The sequence below is a fragment of the Candidatus Stygibacter australis genome, assembly GCA_030765845.1.
Classification (GTDB): Bacteria; Cloacimonadota; Cloacimonadia; order Cloacimonadales; family TCS61; genus Stygibacter; species Stygibacter australis.
In genome coordinates, this window is sequence record JAVCDJ010000146.1 from 1 (window position 1) to 21,037 (window position 21,037).

At 40.9% G+C, this 21,037-nt stretch carries 11 protein-coding genes and 1 tRNA gene; 5 read left to right on the top strand and 7 right to left on the bottom strand.

Features of this window, described 5'->3' with window-relative positions:
* The coding region (locus RAO94_07235) for a C25 family cysteine peptidase (GenBank protein ID MDP8322126.1) at positions 1-4,514 on the top strand (4,514 nt) is incomplete at its 5' end.
* 554 nt (positions 4,515-5,068) lie between these two features.
* On the opposite strand, the gene RAO94_07240 is transcribed toward RAO94_07235, so the two are convergent.
* The 7 genes from RAO94_07240 to arcC all read right to left on the bottom strand — a co-directional run bounded on the left by RAO94_07240 (position 5,069) and on the right by arcC (position 10,410).
* Positions 5,069-6,274, bottom strand: coding sequence for an acetate kinase (locus tag RAO94_07240; protein MDP8322127.1), 1,206 nt, complete (start codon positions 6,272-6,274; stop codon positions 5,069-5,071).
* Between the two features lie 53 nt (positions 6,275-6,327).
* Positions 6,328-6,732 (bottom strand): nucleoside-diphosphate kinase, encoded by a 405-nt coding sequence (locus RAO94_07245; GenBank protein MDP8322128.1) that lies wholly within the window; start codon positions 6,730-6,732, stop codon positions 6,328-6,330.
* A gap of 60 nt (positions 6,733-6,792) precedes the next feature.
* Positions 6,793-7,110 carry a hypothetical protein gene (locus RAO94_07250; protein MDP8322129.1) on the bottom strand — a complete coding sequence of 106 codons (318 nt, stop codon included), beginning with the start codon at positions 7,108-7,110 and terminating at the stop codon, positions 6,793-6,795.
* A 65-nt stretch (positions 7,111-7,175) separates the two neighbouring features.
* Positions 7,176-8,147, bottom strand: coding sequence for an NAD(P)H-dependent glycerol-3-phosphate dehydrogenase (locus RAO94_07255; protein ID MDP8322130.1), 972 nt, complete (start codon positions 8,145-8,147; stop codon positions 7,176-7,178).
* A gap of 25 nt (positions 8,148-8,172) precedes the next feature.
* Positions 8,173-8,249, bottom strand: a tRNA-Val gene (locus RAO94_07260).
* Positions 8,250-8,295: 46 nt separating this feature from the next.
* Positions 8,296-9,330 carry a Holliday junction branch migration DNA helicase RuvB gene (ruvB, locus tag RAO94_07265; GenBank protein MDP8322131.1) on the bottom strand — a complete coding sequence of 345 codons (1,035 nt, stop codon included), beginning with the start codon at positions 9,328-9,330 and terminating at the stop codon, positions 8,296-8,298.
* A 138-nt stretch (positions 9,331-9,468) separates the two neighbouring features.
* Complete coding sequence (gene arcC, locus RAO94_07270; GenBank protein MDP8322132.1) at positions 9,469-10,410, bottom strand: carbamate kinase; 942 nt, start codon at positions 10,408-10,410, stop codon at positions 9,469-9,471.
* A 424-nt stretch (positions 10,411-10,834) separates the two neighbouring features.
* Here arcC and RAO94_07275 point away from each other — a divergent pair, with 424 nt between their 5' ends.
* The 4 genes from RAO94_07275 to RAO94_07290 are packed head-to-tail and all read left to right on the top strand — an operon-like array spanning position 10,835 to position 21,009.
* Positions 10,835-13,711, top strand: coding sequence for a M1 family aminopeptidase (locus tag RAO94_07275; GenBank protein MDP8322133.1), 2,877 nt, complete (start codon positions 10,835-10,837; stop codon positions 13,709-13,711).
* Positions 13,712-13,720: 9 nt separating this feature from the next.
* Complete coding sequence (locus RAO94_07280) at positions 13,721-15,433, top strand: GGDEF domain-containing protein (protein ID MDP8322134.1); 1,713 nt, start codon at positions 13,721-13,723, stop codon at positions 15,431-15,433.
* A gap of 2 nt (positions 15,434-15,435) precedes the next feature.
* Entirely contained in the window at positions 15,436-19,863 is a 4,428-nt protein-coding gene (locus RAO94_07285; protein ID MDP8322135.1) for a T9SS type A sorting domain-containing protein, read from the top strand.
* 6 nt (positions 19,864-19,869) lie between these two features.
* On the top strand, positions 19,870-21,009 hold the full coding sequence (locus RAO94_07290) for a peptidoglycan DD-metalloendopeptidase family protein (protein MDP8322136.1): 1,140 nt from the start codon (positions 19,870-19,872) through the stop codon (positions 21,007-21,009).
* Positions 21,010-21,037: the final 28 nt, after the last annotated feature.

Here is a 21,037-nt window from a genome sequence, read left to right on the forward strand (position 1 = left end):
GACTGGAGATATTGAGCTATGATGAAGAGATCATTTATAATGTGAAAATATATCCTCAGGAAGCTTTGCAGGACGAGAATACAGAACCTACTGATAATTTTAGAATAGATGAGACATTTTATAGTGGAAGCGGCAAGTTTCCAGCAGAGATCGCCTGGGCAGGAGAACCTGCTATCATGCGTGATTTGCGGTTATTACCTGTAACCTTTAGTCCTTTTCAATATGACGCCGGCAGCCGAACCTTACGTGTATTTACTAATATCCAGGTGCAGGTGATCACAGAAGGTGAGGGCGGTGTGAATGCCAAATACAGTGACCGCAAGCGCTCACGGGCATTTGAGGAGATGTATCAGGCAAATACCTTAAATTATGATGCTATGGACTATAGAGATGATTATCAGGTGCCGACAATTTTATTTATCTGTAACGATAATGATGATGTTTTAGAGAATCTGGCATATCTGGTGCAGTGGAAGCGTGAGAAGGGATTTCATGTGGAAGTGGCAACTACAACCCAGACTGGCACAACAGCTCAAAGTATTAAAAATTATATTCAGGATGCTTATGATGACTGGGAAGATCCGCCGGAATATGTAAATATAATTGGAGATGGAACTGGCAGTAATTCCATCACAACATGGTTTCAGTCAGGGTTTGGATATTCAGGCGAAGGTGATCATCCCTATTGCCAGCTTGAAGGTGATGATATCCTGGGAGATTTGATCATGGGCAGGATGACCTTTAATAATATCGGTATGCTGCAAACTGTTATCAGCAAAGCACTAAATTATGAAAAGACACCTTATGTGGGAGATACTTCCTGGTATAATAAGGCATTACTGGTGGGAGATTCTAATAATTCCGGTTATTCGACCGTGGCATTTGCCAAGGGGGTAAAGGAATTGATGCTTGATTTTGAGGGAAATTTCTGGAATGATGATAATTTTACTGAAGTATATAGTGGATCATATGCTGGTCAGATGAATACGGCAATAAATTCGGGAATCAGCTTTTTTGTTTATCGTGGTTTTGGCGGGACATCAGGCTGGTATTCCGGAGGTCAAAGCAATGGTTATAAGATGCCATTTCTGGTGATGCCCACCTGTAATGCCAATGACTGGTATAGTGGCACAGGTAATGTGGAAGGTTTTTATCAGATGGGCTCAACCTCAATGCCAAGTGGTGGTATAGGAGCAATGGGAACATCCTCATCCGGAACGCATACCCCGTTTAATAATGCTTTAGCTATAGGTGTGTGGGGCGGGATATTCCGGGATAGGATTTTCTCGATGGGTGGTGCTGTGCTGCAGGGAAAATATTATTTGTGGCTTACTTTCCCGCAGAATCCAAGTAATGCTGTAACTGCTTTTTCCCATTGGAATACGCTGATGGGTGATGGTTCGCTGGAATTGTGGACACGGGTACCTCAAACTATGAGTGCAGTTTTTGAAGATGTAATCCCTACAGGAGCCAATAATTATCAGGTTACAGTCTTAGATTCCATCGGTAATGCAGCAGAAGGAGCCTGGGTAACTTTACATAATGAGGAAATGGAATATACAGTAACCGATTATTGCGATTATACGGGCAGTGTGATCTTAGATGTGGCAGGAATCGAGGATGATGAATATACACTTACTATCACCAAGCATGATCATATTCCTGTAATAGAAACAATCAGCGTAGAAGAAGTTGATCAGTATGTAGATACTGATCAGTGGGAGATAAATGATGCTTCTGGTAATAATAACGGAATAGTGAATCCAGGAGAGAATGTGGCACTGGTGGTATCATTAAAAAATAATGGTACAATGACTGTAAGTGGAGTGAGTGCTGAACTGGAAAGCAATAATGACCAGGTAATTATAACAGGTTCTGAAGTTGATTATGGAGATATAGCCTCAGGAGTAACAGTCTCGGGTGGAGCTGGATTTGAGTTGGAATTCGCTGATAATATTCTGGGAGGAGTAGAGGTCAGAGTAGCTCTCACGATCACTGATAGCGATGATAATGAGTGGCATAGCTGGATTTATATACCAGTGGAGGGTGCAAGTCTTTATGCCAGTGATTATAGTATAAGTGGAAATGGAGTGATAGATCCGGGAGAAACAACAAATATTTATTTTACACTGGATAATATAGGAAATCTGGCAGCAGAAGATGTGGAAGGTACTTTGATATGCAATAACCATCGGATCACGATCGCTGACAGTACCGGAAGTTTTGGGACAATATCAGGTGGTGGAAGCGGGAATAATTCTTCAGACAGCTTTGGTGTGACAGCCAGTATGGCAATCCTGCCGGGGACTTATATACCATTTTTAATTCATCTAACTAATAGTGATGGTTATGATGCTGTGGTAACACTCAATGTTCCGATAGGTGAGCCGGAGGAAACAGACCCTTATGGACCGGATGAATATGGTTACTGGTGTTATGATGATGAAGATGAATTATATACCAGTTGTCCGGAGTTTGACTGGGTGGAGATTGACCCGGATCTTGGTGGAGACGGTGAAACAATAAACTGGATATATATAAATGGTGGGCATATGGGCACTGGTGCAGGAACTGGAACTTATGGCAATATAGATTTGCCTGAGAGCTTTAATTTTGTATTTTATGGTGAAGAATATGATGAGATAAGTATATGCACAAATGGCTGGATAGCCCCGGGTTACCATGAAACAGCTAATTTTATGAATTACCAGATACCAGGACCGCAGGGACCCAGTCCCATGATAGCAGTATTCTGGGACGACATGTCACTTGATACAGGAAACGTGTTCTGGTATTATGATGAAGACCTGCATTATTTTGTGGTGGAATGGTCAGATATAACTAATGGTGATACCTGGGCAGATGAGACTTTTGAAGTGATACTTTATGATCCGATATATTATCCCACGACTACAGGAGACTGTGAGATCAAAATGCAGTATCTGGACGTAACGAATAATAATGTTGGTTCTTATCCGGGTAATCATGGACAGTATGCCACGGTGGGCATAGAAAATGAAGATTCATTGATCGGATTGCAATATACTTATAATAATACCTATCCTGATGCCTGCAGAAATCTGGAGGATGGGATGGCATTATTATTTACTCCCACACCAATACCGCCTGATGGACCATTCCTGGCAATGAGTAATTATTATGCCATCTCTGGAGATGATGATTATATCGAAGCTGGAGAGACGGCAATGATCTCCATTGAAATGGAGAATATGGGTGCCGAAACAGCTCATAATATCGAAGTAATAATATCAGCAAATGATCCTTTCATTGAGGTAGTTGATAATAGTGGCACACTGGACGAACTGAGTGCTGGTGAATTTGGGTTTCTGGAAAATTCATTCAGTATTGAGATTTCAGAGAATATGCCTGATTTCTATATTTTTTATCTGGAAGTAAATATAAATTCTGATGAGGATAGCTGGAACTGGATGCTGCCCTTTACGGGATATCTGGCAAATACCTTTGCTGTGGATCAGGATAGTGTCTATTATGAGCTGGAGCCACTTGAGACCGGAAGTCATGAATTTACACTGACCAATACAGGAGACATACCTGTGGAATTTTTTGTGAGAACTGATGAAACTACTGCACCGGGCAGAGATATCAGCGGATCATATATCACGATGGATACAGATTCATTTACTCCGGGAGAGGAAACAACCTGGACATTTACCGTGTTCAATGCCTCAGAGGATAATGAATGGGTAAGTGACGTGTGGCTGGACTTTCCGCTGGGAGTGAATGTACTTGATGCCGGAGATGTGGTTGGAGGTTCTTCGGGTGATATGATCTGGGATGGCACTACCGGCTGGGGTCAATTGATCAACTGGCATGGATTGACTGCAAATGATTGGGGTGTGCTACATAATAATGAGACGGCAAGCTGTGAAGTGGAAGTGCAGTTAAGCACGGAATTTGCCGGAGATATGGCGATTGGCTGGGAGATTGGCGGCGATGGATATGGAGAAGAACCTCATAATGTGGTTGGAGAGCTTACGCTTCTTTATCCCTTGCGCTGGATGAACCTGGATACTTCATCAGGTTATCTGGCAGCCGGAGAATCACAGGTGATAACGATCAATTTTGATGCTGGTGATATTGGAGTTGGTCTGCATACGGGTGATATTGTGATCACCTGTGACAGCTGGGATACCAAAGTGGTAAATGTGGTTCTTAATGTGTTTACCGATGGAGAAAGCGATGATCAATTGCCGGAAATTATGCAATTGAATGGCAATTATCCCAATCCCTTTAATCCTGAAACGGAAATAAACTTTAGCTTAACTCAGGATGAAGATATTTTCCTGAAAGTATATAATCTGAAGGGACAGCATGTGTGCACTCTGGCAGAAGGTGAATATTCCTCAGGAGAGCACTCAGTAATATGGAATGGCAAAGATGATAATGATCAGCCGGTAAGCAGCGGAATATATTTCTATCGTCTGGAAGCAGAAGGTAAAATATTAAGCCGCAAGATGGCATTGATCAAATAGTGAAGAAAAAGTGATCAGTTAACTGTAAATAGTGAATAGATAACAAAAAGGGCAGATATTGATATCTGTCCTTTTGTTCTATTGCATTAATTAAGATGCGTAAGAATTACATTTTTGAGCAACTAATAGCCTTCGCAAGCTTACGGCTGATCAAGACAAAACGAACAAGACGAACTTAAGTGTAAGGGCAATAAATTAGTGATAATGCCTGCCCCATAGTTTTATACTCCGTAGGAGTTTGTTATTTGTAGTAAATATTTACCCCATAAAAACCGTTTTCCCTGTAGGGGATATTTATCAGGGAATGATTTCTCATAAATCCATTAAATAACCCCTACAGGGTAAGGATTGTTTTTAGTGTGATTTTATTGCTACAAATAATTAACACCTAAGGTGTAAAAAATTTAAGTCAATATCTGGTATTTCTTTAGTTTGTTTTGTTCGTGATTGTTCGCGGCATAAATCTTCTTTCTTTTTTAGCAACTAATAGCCTTCGCAAGCTTACGGTTCATCAAGACAAAACGAACAAGACGAACTTAGATATGAGCAATAAATTAGCTTCGGGAGTTCAGAAGTTTTTCTGTTTCCAGAGCTATCATCAGCTCTTCATTCGTAGATATTTTAAGAACTTTTACCTCTGAATCCGGCTGATGAAGGTCAAAAATCTCACTGCCGCGACGATAATTTACATCATTATTGAATTTGATCCCCAAGTATTCCATATCCCGGCAAACCCAGTCGCGCAGATGGGGCATATTTTCACCTACTCCACCTGTGAAAACCAGCACGTCAAGCCCGTTCATGGCAGCAGTATAGGCACCGATATATTTCTTGATACGGTAGCAGTAAACTTCAAAAGCCCGGATGGCATCTGGATCACCATTATCCAGACCGTCTTCGATGGGCCGCATATCACTATCCATCTCAGAAAGTCCCAGGATGCCTGATTTCTTATTTAATATCGTATCCACTTCATCTACACTGAGTCCAAATTGGCGCTGCATATAAAGAGGGATGGCAGGATCAAGATCACCGCACCGCGTACCCATCACCAAGCCTTCAAGAGGTGTGAAGCCCATGGAGGTATCAACAGATTCTCCACGATCAATCGCCGTGATAGAAGCGCCATTTCCCGCATGACAGGTGATGATCTTAAGCTGATCAATCGGAATATTAAGATGCTGCGCCGCCTGCTGTGCCACGAATTTATGGGAAGTACCGTGAAAGCCGTATCTTCTTATCTTATTTTTTGTATAATATTCATAGGGCAGGGGGTATAGATAGGCTTTGGGAGGCATTGTCTGATGAAAAGCTGTGTCAAATAAACCGCATTGAGGAGTATCAGGCATCAAAGTCTGCATCGCTTTTACACCAACGATATTTGCCGGGTTATGCAGCGGGGCAAGAGGAATGCAATCCTCCATTACGCTGATAACGTGATCATCAATGAGTACTGTCCCATTATAATGTTCTCCGGCATGCACCAGCCTGTGTCCCACAGCATCAATTTCAGAGATATCAGATATGCAGCCGTTTTGAGGATGTTGAAGCGAATCCAGGATGAGTTTAATAGCTTCCTGATGTGATGGAAGTTCAGCCGCTTGTTTTTTAACCGTAAATTTCTCACTCTTATAAGTGAAGAGAGAGTTGCCTTCCGCAATTTTTTCACAAATACCTTCTGCCATTACGAATTTATCTTCAAGATTGATAAACTGATATTTGACAGAGGAGCTTCCGCAATTGATAGTAAGAATTTTCATTTTACCTCGAAAGAATATTGTATTTCGGCAGATGCCGGCTAAAAAAAGAGATATTATAATTCAGGGAAGATCAGTTTAATTTCCCTTACAGCAGACTTGGGGCTATCAGAAGCATGAACAGAATTGAGACTGACAGATTCACCATATAGATAGCGAATTGTGCCGGGATCAGCTTCTGCAGGATTCGTTTTTCCCACCAGAATTCTCAGGTTTTCGATGGCATTATCTTTTTTGACCACAATACCAATAATGGTACCGGATTTCATGAAACTAACCAGATTTTCATAAAAGCCTTTGCCGTGATGCTCAGCATAGAAAGCTTGAGCAAGTTCATCTGACATGTTAAAAGATTTCAGATGAGCAATATGAAAACGGTTATCTTCCAGCATTTTAATAATTGCACCGATCAGGTTTCTCTTAGTGGCATTTGGTTTTATCAATAGTAATGATTTATCCATTTATATCTCCTGTTTATAATTAAAAAAAAAAGCCCCCGCACAAGCAGGGGCAGATATCAATTAGACTTTTGATTCCAGAAAATCAAGTGTCGCTACTTTAATTGAAATATCCCTTTTGAGCATGGCACTCATTTTAAGCTTATGCTTAAGTATTGAAAGCCAGATCTCATAGACATTATTATCTTCAAGATCATGACCAAGATAACTTTTCAGCATATCAGCATAGAAATCCTCACGGTCGTGATCTACAAGTATGATAACGTATTTAAATCCTTCAGAGACTATTTCATATTCTTTGTAGCGAACATCAATTACAGCGAAACCCTGCTTAAGCAGAGCATCAAAATTAATGTTCATGTCATTAATCAAATTTTCCATAATTCAGCTCCATTTTTAATGATTTTAAATAATTTAAGTTAATCTAAACTGGCAATACTTTTTTTTCACGAGATGGAATTAAGTGTATCAAGTAACTCTTTTCTAATGTCTTCCACCCCATCAAAAATAATCCGCGTGATGCAGGAAACCAGGGGGATAGACAGATTGAATTGAGCCAGTTTACGAATAGTTTTTGCCATGGAAACCCCTTCCACTTCCATACCCACTTTAAGGAGCGCATCCTCAAGCGAATAGCCTTGAGCAAGGTATTTTCCAAAGGTACGATTTCGACTGTTTTCCGAAATACAGGTTGTGATCAGATCACCCATTCCGGCTATGCCATACACTGTCTGGGTGGGTACATTGAGAAATTTCATCACTGTTTCAAATTCCCACAGTCCATAGGTAATAATAAGCCCAAAGACGTTTGTTTTGAAACCTAACCCATCTGAGATGCCCACGGCAATAGCGATCAGCCCTTTCATGGCTGCAGCAAGTTCATTACCGATCACATCGCGGGAGAATTCATACTTAAGCAGGTCATTATCAAGAATATCCTGTAATTCCAAAAGTAGAGAAACATCTTTTGATGACAGAATAGCTTTTGCCGGCAGACCTTCAGCCAGTTCCCGGGCAATTGTAGGTCCAGAGAGATTAGCAAATTTCACTTCCGGCAGGTGAATGCGAACGGTTTCATAAGTAGTAGTGAGAGTGGTGTGTTCCACACCCTTTGAGGCATTTACGAAGATGAATTTATGATAGCTGTGCTCTTTGAATTCCAGGATAAGTTCTTCCATTTTGCGGGAAGGAATAGCTACTACTACAATGTCCTCGGGTTCGATAGAAGATGTGAATTTTGCTTCTACTACCATATTATCCGGAATCTTAAAATTCGTTAGCAGGGGACTTTCTCTATTAGTGCGGATAAACTGCGCTTCCTTTTCGTTAATAGTCCACAAATGAACATCATTTTTTGTGGAGAAAAGCTTCGCCAGAACGGTGCCCCAATTACCTGAGCCAATCACGATAAGTTTCACATAACCTCCGGTATCTAAAAGAAAATGGTGGGCGATGCTAGATTCGAACTAGTGACCTCTACGATGTCAACGTAGCGCTCTAACCAACTGAGCTAATCGCCCACAGGGGAGTTAAAAAATTTTATCAAGTCAATTACGTCAATATATTTCAAGACTCATCTGTATCATCGAAAAGCGAATACTGAGCGTTATGAATATCCCGATTTAGATGCCTATATGCCTTCGGGGTGACTCGTCTTCCCTGCAAAGTGCGATCCAGGAATCCCTGCTGGATCAGATAGGGTTCATAAATCTCTTCGATTGTGCCCGGATCTTCATTAACTGCCACAGCCAGTGTTTTAAGCCCGACGGGTCCACCATCATAATTATCGATAATAGTGGCAAGGATGCGTTTATCCATCTCATCCAGACCAGAATCATCAACATTCAGCATCTTAAGAGCTTTCAAGGCAATAGCTTCATCAATCACACCGGTACCACGGATCTGCGCATAATCACGTACGCGACGTAATAATCTATTTGCCACACGTGGCGTACCGCGACTGCGTCTGGCAATTTCGATAGCACCCTGCTCATCAATGGGGATTTCCATAAGTCCCGCTGAGCGTTTGATGATCTTCAGAATACTATCCTGATCATAATAATCAAGCCGCAATATAAGCCCGAATCTGGCACGCAGCGGAGCTGTGAGCAGCCCTGCCCTGGTTGTAGCACCGATCAGGGTAAAAGGCTCCAGATCGATCTTAAGAGTTCGGGCACTGGGACCGCTATCAATAATGATCTCCATACCGAAATCTTCAATAGCGGGATACATATATTCTTCCACCACATGATTCAGGCGGTGAATTTCATCAATAAAAAAGCAGTCATTTCTTTGCAGATTAGTAAGTATACCGGCAAGATCACCTGGTTTATCCAGGACAGGACCTGATGATGCTTTGATCTCTGCTTCCAATTCATTGGCAATAATATAAGAGAGCGTAGTTTTACCCAATCCGGGAGGTCCATAAAGTAGAACGTGGTCAAGAGGTTCTTTACGGAGTTTTGCTGCCTGGATAGAGATATCCAGAATTTCCTTAATCTGCGGCTGTCCGATGAAATCAGCCAGTCTACGAGGTCTCAGCGCCCGATCAAAATCCCGTTCATCATTAAGCTGTTTGGGATCAGTAACTCTTTGTAACATAATTACCCTTTCAATATTTTTTGGCAAAGTAGATTGAACCATAAAATCCGGCAAGGTAAAAATTAGTGAGGAGTGAGGAGTGAAAAGTGAAAAGAAGCGAATCAAAAAACAGGGACGCTTGTGCTTTCCTGATATGATCTATTTTGTGATATGGGTACCGGTTTCGCCTATTACTGCATCATAGAGTTTTTCCGGAGAAGTAATGATCACTTCTGAGCCACCATTTTCCAGGAAATTCAAGGATGCTTCTATCTTGGGCATCATGCTGCCTTTGGCGAATTCACCATTGTCCAGATACTGCCGGCATTGCTCCATATTCAATGAATTCAACCATTGAGGAGAATCTGATTTATAATTTATTGCCACTTTTTCTACCCCAGTGGAGATAATAAAGAGATCAGCATTGATCTCAGAAGCGAGCAGGGATGAAGCAAAATCCTTATCTATAACAGCACTAATACCCTGCAGGGCACCATCTTCTCTGATCACAGGAATTCCGCCACCACCAACGGCTATTACCATATCACCAGCTTTGATCAGTGTTTTGATAATTGTCTGCTCAATAATTTCTAAAGGTTTGGGAGATGCAACCACTCTGCGATAGCCCCTGCCGGCATCTTCCACAACCACCCAGCCATGCTCATCGATGCGATGCTGCAATTCTTCTATACTGGGGTAAAAGGGACCAATCGGTTTAGTGAGATTTTCAAAGGCAGGATCATTCTGGTCAACCAGCACCTGAGTGACGATAGTTGCAACATCCTGATGATGACCTTCCCGGGCGAATACGTTTTGAGCTACCTGTTGGATCATATAACCCATTCCACCTTGAGAAAAAGCTCCGCAATAATGAAGCGGAAGAGAAGGCACCTGATGCTTGCCAGCTTCAGACTGGATCAGGATATTTCCCACCTGAGGTCCATTTCCATGCGTGATAACCACATTATAGCCAAGCTCAATGATCTTATAGATATTTTCTACTGTAGAAGTAACTGCTTCAAACTGTTCTTCTACTGTACCCCGCTGACCGGGTTTGATCAGGGAGTTTCCACCTATAGCAATAACTGCTACTTTGCTCATATTTCATCTCCAAAACGCGATATTTTTTTCAATTTCTCTTTTCAGGGGAAAGACGCCTTTTATAGGTTAGAGTTATGGTGTCAAATGATTTCCAAGACGTGACGTTGTTTACTGAAGATATATCCCGAAATTTAGCATAAGGTAGCTTTAAGATACTGAGGAGCAACCAAATCATCGGAAAAGAAGTATAATGTGTGGTTAATTAACTGTCAGGTTGTTAGTTAGGTGCATATATGGGTATATCAGCAGGAGCAACAAAGCACGTAGTGACATTAAAATGTGAGTACGTGCTTTGTTGCTCCGGGTCATTTCTGCGATATGGGTGAGAATAGGCGGGTTTTTATTAGTTTCAGGGTAATGAGTATTTTAGCTTGACGGATAGTCAGGTTAATTGATGTTACGGGAAATATACTGGGAGCATAATATGAATAGGAAAATATTGTTAATAATTTTTATATTAATACCAATTTTAATTTTTGGATATCCTCAGCAGAATGAGATATCAGATAAAGTGACTAAGTTCGAAAGCGCGAGAGCAGATTCTGCTCATGGATTTGATGTTACAAAGTATGAACTTTTTCTGGATGTGGATACGGCAAATCATTATATTGAAGGGACAGTAATCGCACATGTGACGGCGACTGAGGTGATAACTCAAATAGCTTATGAGATAGAGAGTTTATCAGTCAGTGAAGCGCTGGTGAATGGAGAGGGAGTAGATTTTGAAGTAACAAGTGATTTTGTAATCCTGGAATTAGGAGAAATGGCAGTTGGAGAAGATTTTACCACGAGTGTGAGTTATAATGGTTATCCAGCAAGCAGTCCCGGCTATGGTGGCGGGATGTTTTGGAATAATAATTATGTGTTCACGGTATCTGATCCGGATGCGAGCCGCTACTGGTGGCCCTGTTATGATCATCCCTGGGATAAGGCAATTGTGGATCTGCATATCACTCTGCGGGATGACTGGCTGGTGGCAGCTAATGGGATCCGCACCGGGATAGAAGATAATGGAGATGGCACAAATACTACTCACTGGATAGGTGAGAATCCCATGACCACTTATTTAGCGTGTTTTCATGCCTCGAATTTTGTGGAATTTGAGCAGGAATGCACTTTGCCTAATGGTGAAGATCTGTTAGTGCAGAATTTTTGTCCGCCTAATCAGTTGGCAAATGCTGAAGAAGATTTTGAGAATATTCCTGCAATGATAAATTATTTTTCCGAGATCTATGGGATGTATCCGTTTGAGAAGTTTGGTAATTGCGTGGTTCCAATGACGATATTTGCCGGTATGGAGCATCAGACAATGGTGACTCTGGCAAATTATCTGATCAATGGAAATCACACCTATGAGATGGTTTTTGCCCATGAGCTTGCTCATCAGTGGTTTGGTGATTGCGTAGCTTTTTTAGATTTTCCCGATGTATGGCTATCTGAGGGTTTTGCGGTATATTCAGAAGCTCTCTGGACAGAAGAGCTTTATGGTTATGAAGCTATGCAGGACTATGTAGCAAGCAGCATTCAAGGATATTATCTATCCTGGGCTGGCGGGAACAATTATACAATTTATAATCCCACTTTTTATAATTATTTCACACCTCCGGTTTATGAGAAAGCGGGATCCGTGCTTCATATGCTAAGGATGCAGGCAGGAGACGAGCAATTCTTTGAAATACTTCAGCAATATTTTGCTACCTATATGCATGGCAATGCAATAACAAGTGAATTTCAGGCAGTAGTAGAAGATGTGACGGGTGAGGATTATGAGCAGTTTTTTGATCAGTGGATATTTGGGAGTGGAATTCCCAGCTATGACTATACCTGGTTCGTGAATCCTTATGATAATATTCCCAAATTGCGAACTTATGTGAAGACCACAAGCAGCAGTAATACAGTATTTGAGGGTAAAGCACCGGTGTGGGTAACTTATGAGAGCGGAGAGGCAGATAGTTTACTGGTGGATGCCTCAAGTGGAATAGCCATGACCGAGAGTTTACTAAATGATATAATGATTGAAGAAATAGCATTTGATCCTGACAGCTGGTTATTGGATAGAGGAGTTACGCATCACAGTCTGGAGATCTCGGGAGCATATCCATTTGAAGGTGGAGCCGCTATTTACTGGTCACCTGTATGGGGAGATGAGCTGATGGTGGACGGCTATCGTTTGAGCAGGGCAGAGGATGAAGCAGGACCTTATCAACTGGTAACAGGAGAGATAATAGATGATATGATGTATGTGGATATGGGTCTGGAAGTGGGAATGACTTATTATTACAAAGTGGTGGCAGTGATAGATGATGAATTTGAGAGTGAAGCGAGTAATATATTTGAAGTATTTATAGAGGAATGGCCACTGGATCAGGGAGTGCTGGTGATAGATGAGAGCATGGATGGTAATGGTAATCCAGGCAGTCCCACAGATGCTATGGTGGATGATTTTTATGCTTCCATAACCGGAATGGCAATCACTAATTATGATTATGCAGATGAAGGGGCTATAACCACGGATATGATCAGGAATTATAGTACTGTGATCTGGCATGATGCTGATATAAGTCAGAAGAATATTGGTGATAATGAAGGGGTGCTGGGCAGTTACGTATATGCCGGTGGAAATCTGCTGATATCGGGCTGGAAAACGAGTGATGATTTGAGTGAAGAATTTCTGCAGCAATTTACCGGGAGTCCTGAATATATTCTTGCTGGTGCTCAGGAATTTGTGGGAGCCAGTTCTGAGATATATACTGATATAAATATTGATGCAGACAAGGTGCCGGCAGCATTTAATGGTCGATTGCCTTATGTGGTAATCTATCCTGAAGGAGATGCATCCATATTTGCTTACGAAGGGATTGCCGGCAGTGAATATACTGGTCAGCCGTGTGCCGTGCGAAGCAGTTATGGTGGTAATTGTTTTATCTTAGGGTTCCCATTATATTACTGCAACGAATCAGAAGCGGCTGATTTCATGGAAGATGTGCTGGCAGAATTTGAAGGTAATGATAATGATCCAGATGAGATATCTGGAGCATCTATCAGTATGAGGATCTATCCGAATCCTTATATATTCGGCAGTCGATCCGGGTTGAGCATAAATTATGATCTGGGAGAAAATACCAGCGGAAAACTGGGGATTTATAATGTGCGGGGACAGCAGGTAGATGAGGTGATCCTGGATCAAACAAAAGGCGAGCAAATCTGGAGATATAACGGAAAGTTAAGCAGTGGGATATATTTCTTGATGCTGAAAGCTGGAGAAGGCAGAGTGATTGAAAAAACTCTGATCTTGAAATAGGAGGGAAAATTGAGAAGAAAGCATAATGTGGCATTCCATCTGGTGATGCTTTTATTGATCATGGTTTCCACGATCCTGGTCTTTTACAAAGCCCTTGTTCATTTGCGTGAGCAGATAGATGAGATAAAGATAAATTCAGTTTACCGAGTGCTTCAAATAGCCGAAGACTATGATATGCTGCTGCTGAGTAATGAAGAAATCCTGAATGATAAACTGGAATCAGTATCAGATAAGGTGATCAGTGAAATAAACAGGTCATCAGAAATCTCAATGATGCATCTTGATGATACAGCGATGCGTTATGGGCTTGATTTTATAATGGTTGCTGATATTGATGGCAAGGTGATAGCATCAACTGATATGAATCTGAAAGGCAAAGACTTAACGAAAATAATCCCGGCATATAAGAATATGATCACTCAGGGTGAAGAATCAGGTGAACTTGTAATTGATAGAGTGGGATTACTTGCTGATAATAAGATCCTTTATAAATCAGCGTGGTCAGTGGAAGCAGATAAAAATCGAGTGACAGTGTTTGCGATAGATATGCCCAAATGCCTTGAAGAGAGCAATTCACAAACATTTGCAGATTACCTTTTTAGTGGATATTTTGATAATTTATCGGAATCAATATTGATGGTATCAGAGATCATGCTGTATTTTAAGCAGGGCAATCTGCAATATTCTCTTTCAGGTAAAATAGAGGAAATCCCAATTATTGAACCTAATCAGATCTATTCCGGTATCGAAAGTCAAATTTTGAATGGTTATGAATTTGTGGTATTACCTGAAGTACTGGAAGGCGGGATTGGATTAAATAAGGTAATGATAATGGTTTTTTTTGATAATGATATAATTCGTCAGATATCATTAAATCTGATTTTCAGAGCATTGTTTGGATTTTTAGTATTAGCAGTGATGATCTATCTTATTGTATACTTCTTTTTCAAAAGTTCTCAACATGATCGGGAAGAAATATTTTTAACGATAATGGAAACAATCGGTCAGCGGAAATTCAGACGTGATATCATAGAAAAAGAAGCCCTTGGTAAAGAAATAGAGACGGGTTTGATCTCGCTTGCTGAGCAATATCATGATGAGGACGAGAAGAAGAATAAGGAATTAGAAAAACAGCAGACGGATAATGAAACCCTGAAGCAGCAGTATGAGAAAGAAAGCATCAAGGCAAAAAGTCTGGTGAATGAACTGGAAGAAGCACGCAGACAAGGTGAATTGCTGCAGAGAACAGATCGGGTAACCGGATTGCCAAATCGTGAAACCTTAATGGAATATCTGGATTATGAAAGCGCCAGAGCAGACAGAGAAAAGGCTGAATTCAGTTTGATGCTCGTAAAGATCAGAGATCTGGCAGGATTAAAGAACGATTTTGGTCAAAGCTTTACAGATTATCTGATCAATAAGACAGGCTCAAAACTGCGAACAACATTGCGGAGACAAGATAGATTGGGAAGATGGTCTGATGAAGAATTTTTAATGATCCTGCCTTCAACAGGTTCCATCGGCATCAGGCAATTAATAGGCAAACTGGATGAAGTGATAGCCGGGACGGAATTTTACCGTGACAATAAACAAATAAAGCTGGGATTAGATTTTGGTGGTACAATTTATCGACCGGGATCTAAGGTGGGTGATTGTTTGCGACAAACCAAAGTAGCTCTGCAGGAAGCGGAACATTCGGGTAATCCTTCCATTATAGAGTGATTATGAAGAAAGAAATTATTATACTGATCTTATTATGCTCAGTCTGGGTTTTGCAGGGAGTTACTGTGGAGACGGACAGCTTAAGGAATTTTCTATATGGAGAAGCACCAGACTGCACTTATGACAACTGGGTGAGTCATATTGCTGAGGGAATTGCAAGGAATGGATATAATTTATATGCACCCTGGGAAGAGCAAACAGAGGGATTTGGAGCATTTCATATCCCGGATGAAGAAGAATTGCTGCAGTGGGGAGCTGTGTATGCCGCATTTATCAATGAAGAACTTGAGGAAGCTGAGGCTTTAATAGACAGCTTTGGTTTTCCCTATGAAGTAGTGGATTTCACGGATTTGGAAAGCGGCAGGAATTTTAAGATACTGCGGGAAGATGTAGATGAGCAGTATTATGATGATAATGGGACAGAAGAGGAATATGATGATGAGATCGGTGCCTTTGGTTATGGCTGGGGATTATATATTTTTAATCCTGAAGCATCACAACCTGTGATACTATCAACTCCTCATCCTAATGATGATTATATTACCACAACTATTTCACTGGATTGCCTGCTGGCATGGGATGCCATGTTCTGGTATATCAGCGGAGCCGGCAGGGAAGTGGAATGGACAGAGGTGGGCAGCTATACAAATGGTAAATCAATAAGTGATCCATCCAGAAACGATGATCATCCGCAGATAGTAGCCTGCAGGCAGGCTACAGATTATATCAGGGAGAATTTCCGCAGAGAATTTTCTGCTCAGATACATAGTTATGACTGGAACCGGCATGGAAACAGGGCAAACTGTCAGCTTTCGGTAGTTCATTCCAATCCAAATTTACCGACTCGAGACCTTTCTGATCTTCATTATGATCTGATCAATCAGGGAGATTATCTAATGATCCCTGCTAATGAATATGGCAATTACTTTGATTGCTATATCAATGATTATTATGCTGTTAATTATTCGCTCTATCCATTTTATTTTGTTTATGATGACACCATGCTGGTAGTGAATGATGACGTTGATCTTCCTGGAGTGGGAGGAGCATTCAGGGAATTTGCTATTGAGGACTGGAACAGCTATGATGTTTACGACCCTTTTTTTCATATGGAAATGGACGAATTACCGAATGAATTTCTGCAAAATACTTATCAATTGAATCTTTTTTACGGTTTTGATTATGCCAGCGGAGAATGGGAATTGGAAAGTCGCTATGATAATACTCGAAACTGGTACGATCGCTGGGTAACTGATATGGGAGCAATTCTGCCGGATGTTCTGGAGCTGGATGATGGCTTGGAGACGGTGGCAGTGGATAGTTTATGGTTTTCAGAATTTGAGGAAAACTCGTTGGAAGTGAACTGGCAGCCAGAGCCCTGCTATGATTTTTATACCTACAGGATATATATAGATACTGAGCCAATCGATCCTGAAATATCACCCTATTATGACCGGGAAATTGATCAGGAATTGGCAAGTCCTTTGGCAGATCAGATCAATATAGGTGATCTGGAGATCAATACAGGATATTATATCCAGGTAGCAACAATTGATTATAATGATAATGTGAGTTATTCGGAGGAATTACTGGTATATACGACTCCTGCTGTGATCGGTGAATTGGTAGGAATTGGACTGGATGATTACAGTCAATTATATTGGGAAGCAGAGCAGCAGTCGGGTAATATGGGATTTAATGTTTACCGTTGCATTATGCCTAATACTAACTGGCAGCTTCATGCGAGCTGGGAAACTGATCCTTCACTTGTAAGCACTAATATTAACGGACAGGATTTCGTCTATACTGATGATCAGGCAGAGCTTTATGGCTGGTATGGTTATAAAATAAGTGCCATTAACGTCCAGGGCACGGAATATTTCTTTGATCAGGAAGTATTTACCGTCTGCAGGACATTATATCAGGTCTATTTCAGTAATGAAGCAATAATTGACTCAATATCATTTTGCAGAAATGAATACGCAACTGACGGCTTTGATGAATATTTTGATCAATTATCCGGACCCTATCTGGGAGAGGAATTATATACGAGGATCTATCATCCGGAATGGACTCAGAACTGGTATAAGCGTGATGTCAGGGAATTTTACCTTACGGGACAAACCTGGAAGACCTGGGCGATTGAGGTGCGATCGCAGTTTGAAGAAGGAGAGATTCTCACAATTGAAATTGATGATGAATTTCCTGATTATGAAATTATCTATCTGGAAAATAACTATACTGGAGAATTACTAAACCTGAATGATGAGTTTCCTGATGAGGTGGTTATGAGTGCTGTGGGTGCTGCTTCTTTGCAATTACATGTAGGCAATGTGCAGCCTGATCTGGATTTCATTGGTCATTCTAATACTATTTACCAGGCTGGGGATGAAGTTACTACCCAGGTGCAGATATTATTTCCACAATTGATAGATTTTGCATCACTTGTGCTCAATAACGGGATGCAGGAAATTGTGATCATAGATACTATGACTGAATATATTGAAAATATTTTTTGGACTGCTCCAGAAGATGTTACAATACACGATGCAAATCTGCGGATAGCATATCACAGTATTAATGGTAACTACAATATGGCCGTTTCGGATTATCAGATAGGGATTGTACCTCTGGAGTATCATTATGACCTGTCACCTGGCTGGCACAATGTTGCCAGTGTGTGGCCGGATGAAGAGCTGGCAGTAGATGATATCTTTGGGACCGATGCTGAATTATATGAATGGACAGGTGAGGAATACCTGACAGCAGATAGTCTTGAATATGGCAAAGGTTACTGGCTGGATCTACCTCAAGAATGTCAATATAGCGGAAATAGTGATATTTTAAGTGGTAATATTACAATGCTTTTGCAGCCTGGATGGAATCTGATGCCAAATCCACACCCGGCTGCGATGAAAATCAATGGATTATTATTTCATTATTTCACCTGGACATACAGCTACCGGCAGATGGTTCAGGTAGGCAGTATTTCAAAACAAATTTATGCATATCGAGATAGTTTGTTTGAGTCTGTAACTGAGGTAGAGCCAGGAGAATCTTTTTATGTATATAATTTCAGAGATTCAGCTTTTGCAATTTTGGCAGAGATCATTCCCTATAATGAAGGATTAAATGTGCCTGTAATAGTACCTGATTGGCAAATAGATGTAAGCTTGAGTCAGGGAGGAGATAATTCAGAGATCAGTATGGGTAGTGTTGGAAACAGCAGTGATGACTTTGATGCAATATATGATTTTCCTGCCTTACCGGCAAAGCCTGCGGAAGAAGGTTGTCAAATATATCTTTCAACCATGGGTATGAACTATCCCACTTCACGTTTTCACACCTTATTTGGGGAACCGTTTGACGATGAAGGCCAGAGAGCATTTGATTTTACTGCATCAGGGTCACCGGAAAGTGATTTTGATATAAGTGTCCACTTTGATCAGATAAGTCTGGATTATTATGTCTGGCTGGAAGCAGGATCAGAGATTTATGATCTTGATCTGGAAACAGATTTTAGTTTTGAGCCGGATGAGGATGGGCTCGTAAATGGAACTTTTTATGTAGATTATCCTCGTGTGTGGGAATATGGAAATGTGGATAAGGAAGATGGGGTGGAAGCTTATGATGGAGCTATTGTGCTGCAATACAGTGTGGGGATAGAACCATTGGTGGCACCTTTACCATGGGATGAATGGCGATTGATCACAGCTGATGTGGATGGTAATAATACAATAGACAGTTATGATGCTGCTCTTATTTTGCAGTATTGTATAGATATGATAGAAGAATTTCCAGTGGAAATGCGTGAAAATCAAATCGCTCCCCAGGGAGATATTATGATCAGCCAGACTGGTAACAATCTCAGCGTTTATTCAAAGGGAAATGTCTTTAGTCTTGATCTGGAAATGCCGGCAGTTGTCTCTCAGGCACAAATAATTAGTGATGATCTGCTCTGGGCAGATAATCAGCAGGAGAGTTATAAGCTTGCCATCGCATCCCCAAATGAGCTTTGTAAAGGTGATAAGATCGTGGAACTGCAACTGAAAAGGCAGGTAAAATCACAGGAAATCAGTCTGAAAGTGAATGGCAGAGAAATCGGGTGTGAATTGGAAAGTGAGGAGATACCGTTTATTACTGAACTATACCCTGTGTCACCTAATCCTTTTGTAAAAAATAATAACCGCAGATCTGAGATGAAGATAAATTTTGCCGTATCAGATCCCGGTAAAGTTATAATTAATGTCTATAATATTAAGGGACAGAAAGTAAAGAACTTGACTGATCAGGAATATACTCAAGGTCTGCATAATATCTGCTGGCAAATGGATAATGAAAAGGGAAAGCAGATTAGCAGCGGAGTATATTTTTTGGCAATGGAAACTGGGAACTATCGCAGCCAGCGGAAATTTATCATACTGAAGTAGGTGATAATGTTCAGAATTCTGATCGTCATAATCTTATTGAGTGCAATATATATAAATGCTGATGAATTATCTGACAAGCAGCAGGAACTTGAGAAATTGAATAGTGAACTGGAGCAGATGGATACACTCATTGAGCAGAATCAAAATCAGAAAGCTGCCAAAGAAGCTCAGAAAGCAGAAATGCGGGCAAAGAAACAAAAACTGGAAAGTACTATTTGTGAACTGGAAACCAATCAATGCAAAGCTCAGGAAGAATGGGATAAGACCCGCCAAAGATTGAAAAATACAAATGAAGATCTTAATTCCAAAAAACAGACTGTTCAAGAACTATATAATTCTGCCTATGAACTGAGTAGTGCTCTGGTGATAAGTCATTATGCCAGTATATTATATCCATCTGCGGACAGCTGGATTCTGGCAACAAGTCTGGAAGCTGCCGGAGAAGAACTGCAAACCGTTAATGCTGATATAAACAGTCTCGAAAGTAGTCGTAAATCTCTGGAAACGAAAGAGAAAAAAGATGAAAAATACTTTAAAGATGTGCAGTGGAATAAGATAGTATCCAAAAAGAAGAAAAGCAGATATCAGAAAGAATTGATCATTATCGATAAGGAAGTAACCTCGCTGGATCAGGAATACCAGGAGGCAATGAAACGTAAGAGAGAGCTGGAAGAAGCTCAGGCAGCAATGAATGACCTGATAGCAAGACTGCAAAATAAGACTTCCTATAAACCTGATTATTCCTACAAGTTCACTTATGAAAGACTGATCTGGCCTGTTGAGGGGAAGATCATTCGCGGTTATGGTGACTATCAGGCAGAAGGCAAACGCTTAACGCTTCATAATGATGGAATAGATATTTCTGTAGATATTGGTACAGAAGTGAAATGTGTAGATAAAGGTGTAGTTGTTTTTGCAGGTAGAAATGGCGGCAGTGGGAGAGTGGTAATAGTTGATCATCAGAATGGCTATTATAGCATTTACAGCCATAATGATCATTTACTGGTAACATTAGGTGATACGGTGGAAAAGGGAACTATCCTGGCAGAATCCGGACAGTCCGGCTTAGTAGATGAACCATGTCTGCACTTTGAAATTCGTAGAGACGCTAGGGCAGCAAATCCCCTGGAATATCTGGAATTTTAATGACAAAAAAGGAGATTATCCTGAAAAC

Coding starts and splice junctions, on each gene's coding strand:
- RAO94_07245 (MDP8322128.1), bottom strand. CDS start 6,732: ATGGATAAATCATTACTATTGATAAAACCAAATGCCACTAAGAGAAAC.
- RAO94_07285 (MDP8322135.1), top strand. CDS start 15,436: ATGAAGAAAGAAATTATTATACTGATCTTATTATGCTCAGTCTGGGTT.
- RAO94_07240 (MDP8322127.1), bottom strand. CDS start 6,274: ATGAAAATTCTTACTATCAATTGCGGAAGCTCCTCTGTCAAATATCAG.
- RAO94_07275 (MDP8322133.1), top strand. CDS start 10,835: ATGAATAGGAAAATATTGTTAATAATTTTTATATTAATACCAATTTTA.
- RAO94_07290 (MDP8322136.1), top strand. CDS start 19,870: ATGTTCAGAATTCTGATCGTCATAATCTTATTGAGTGCAATATATATA.
- ruvB (MDP8322131.1), bottom strand. CDS start 9,330: ATGTTACAAAGAGTTACTGATCCCAAACAGCTTAATGATGAACGGGAT.
- RAO94_07250 (MDP8322129.1), bottom strand. CDS start 7,110: ATGGAAAATTTGATTAATGACATGAACATTAATTTTGATGCTCTGCTT.
- arcC (MDP8322132.1), bottom strand. CDS start 10,410: ATGAGCAAAGTAGCAGTTATTGCTATAGGTGGAAACTCCCTGATCAAA.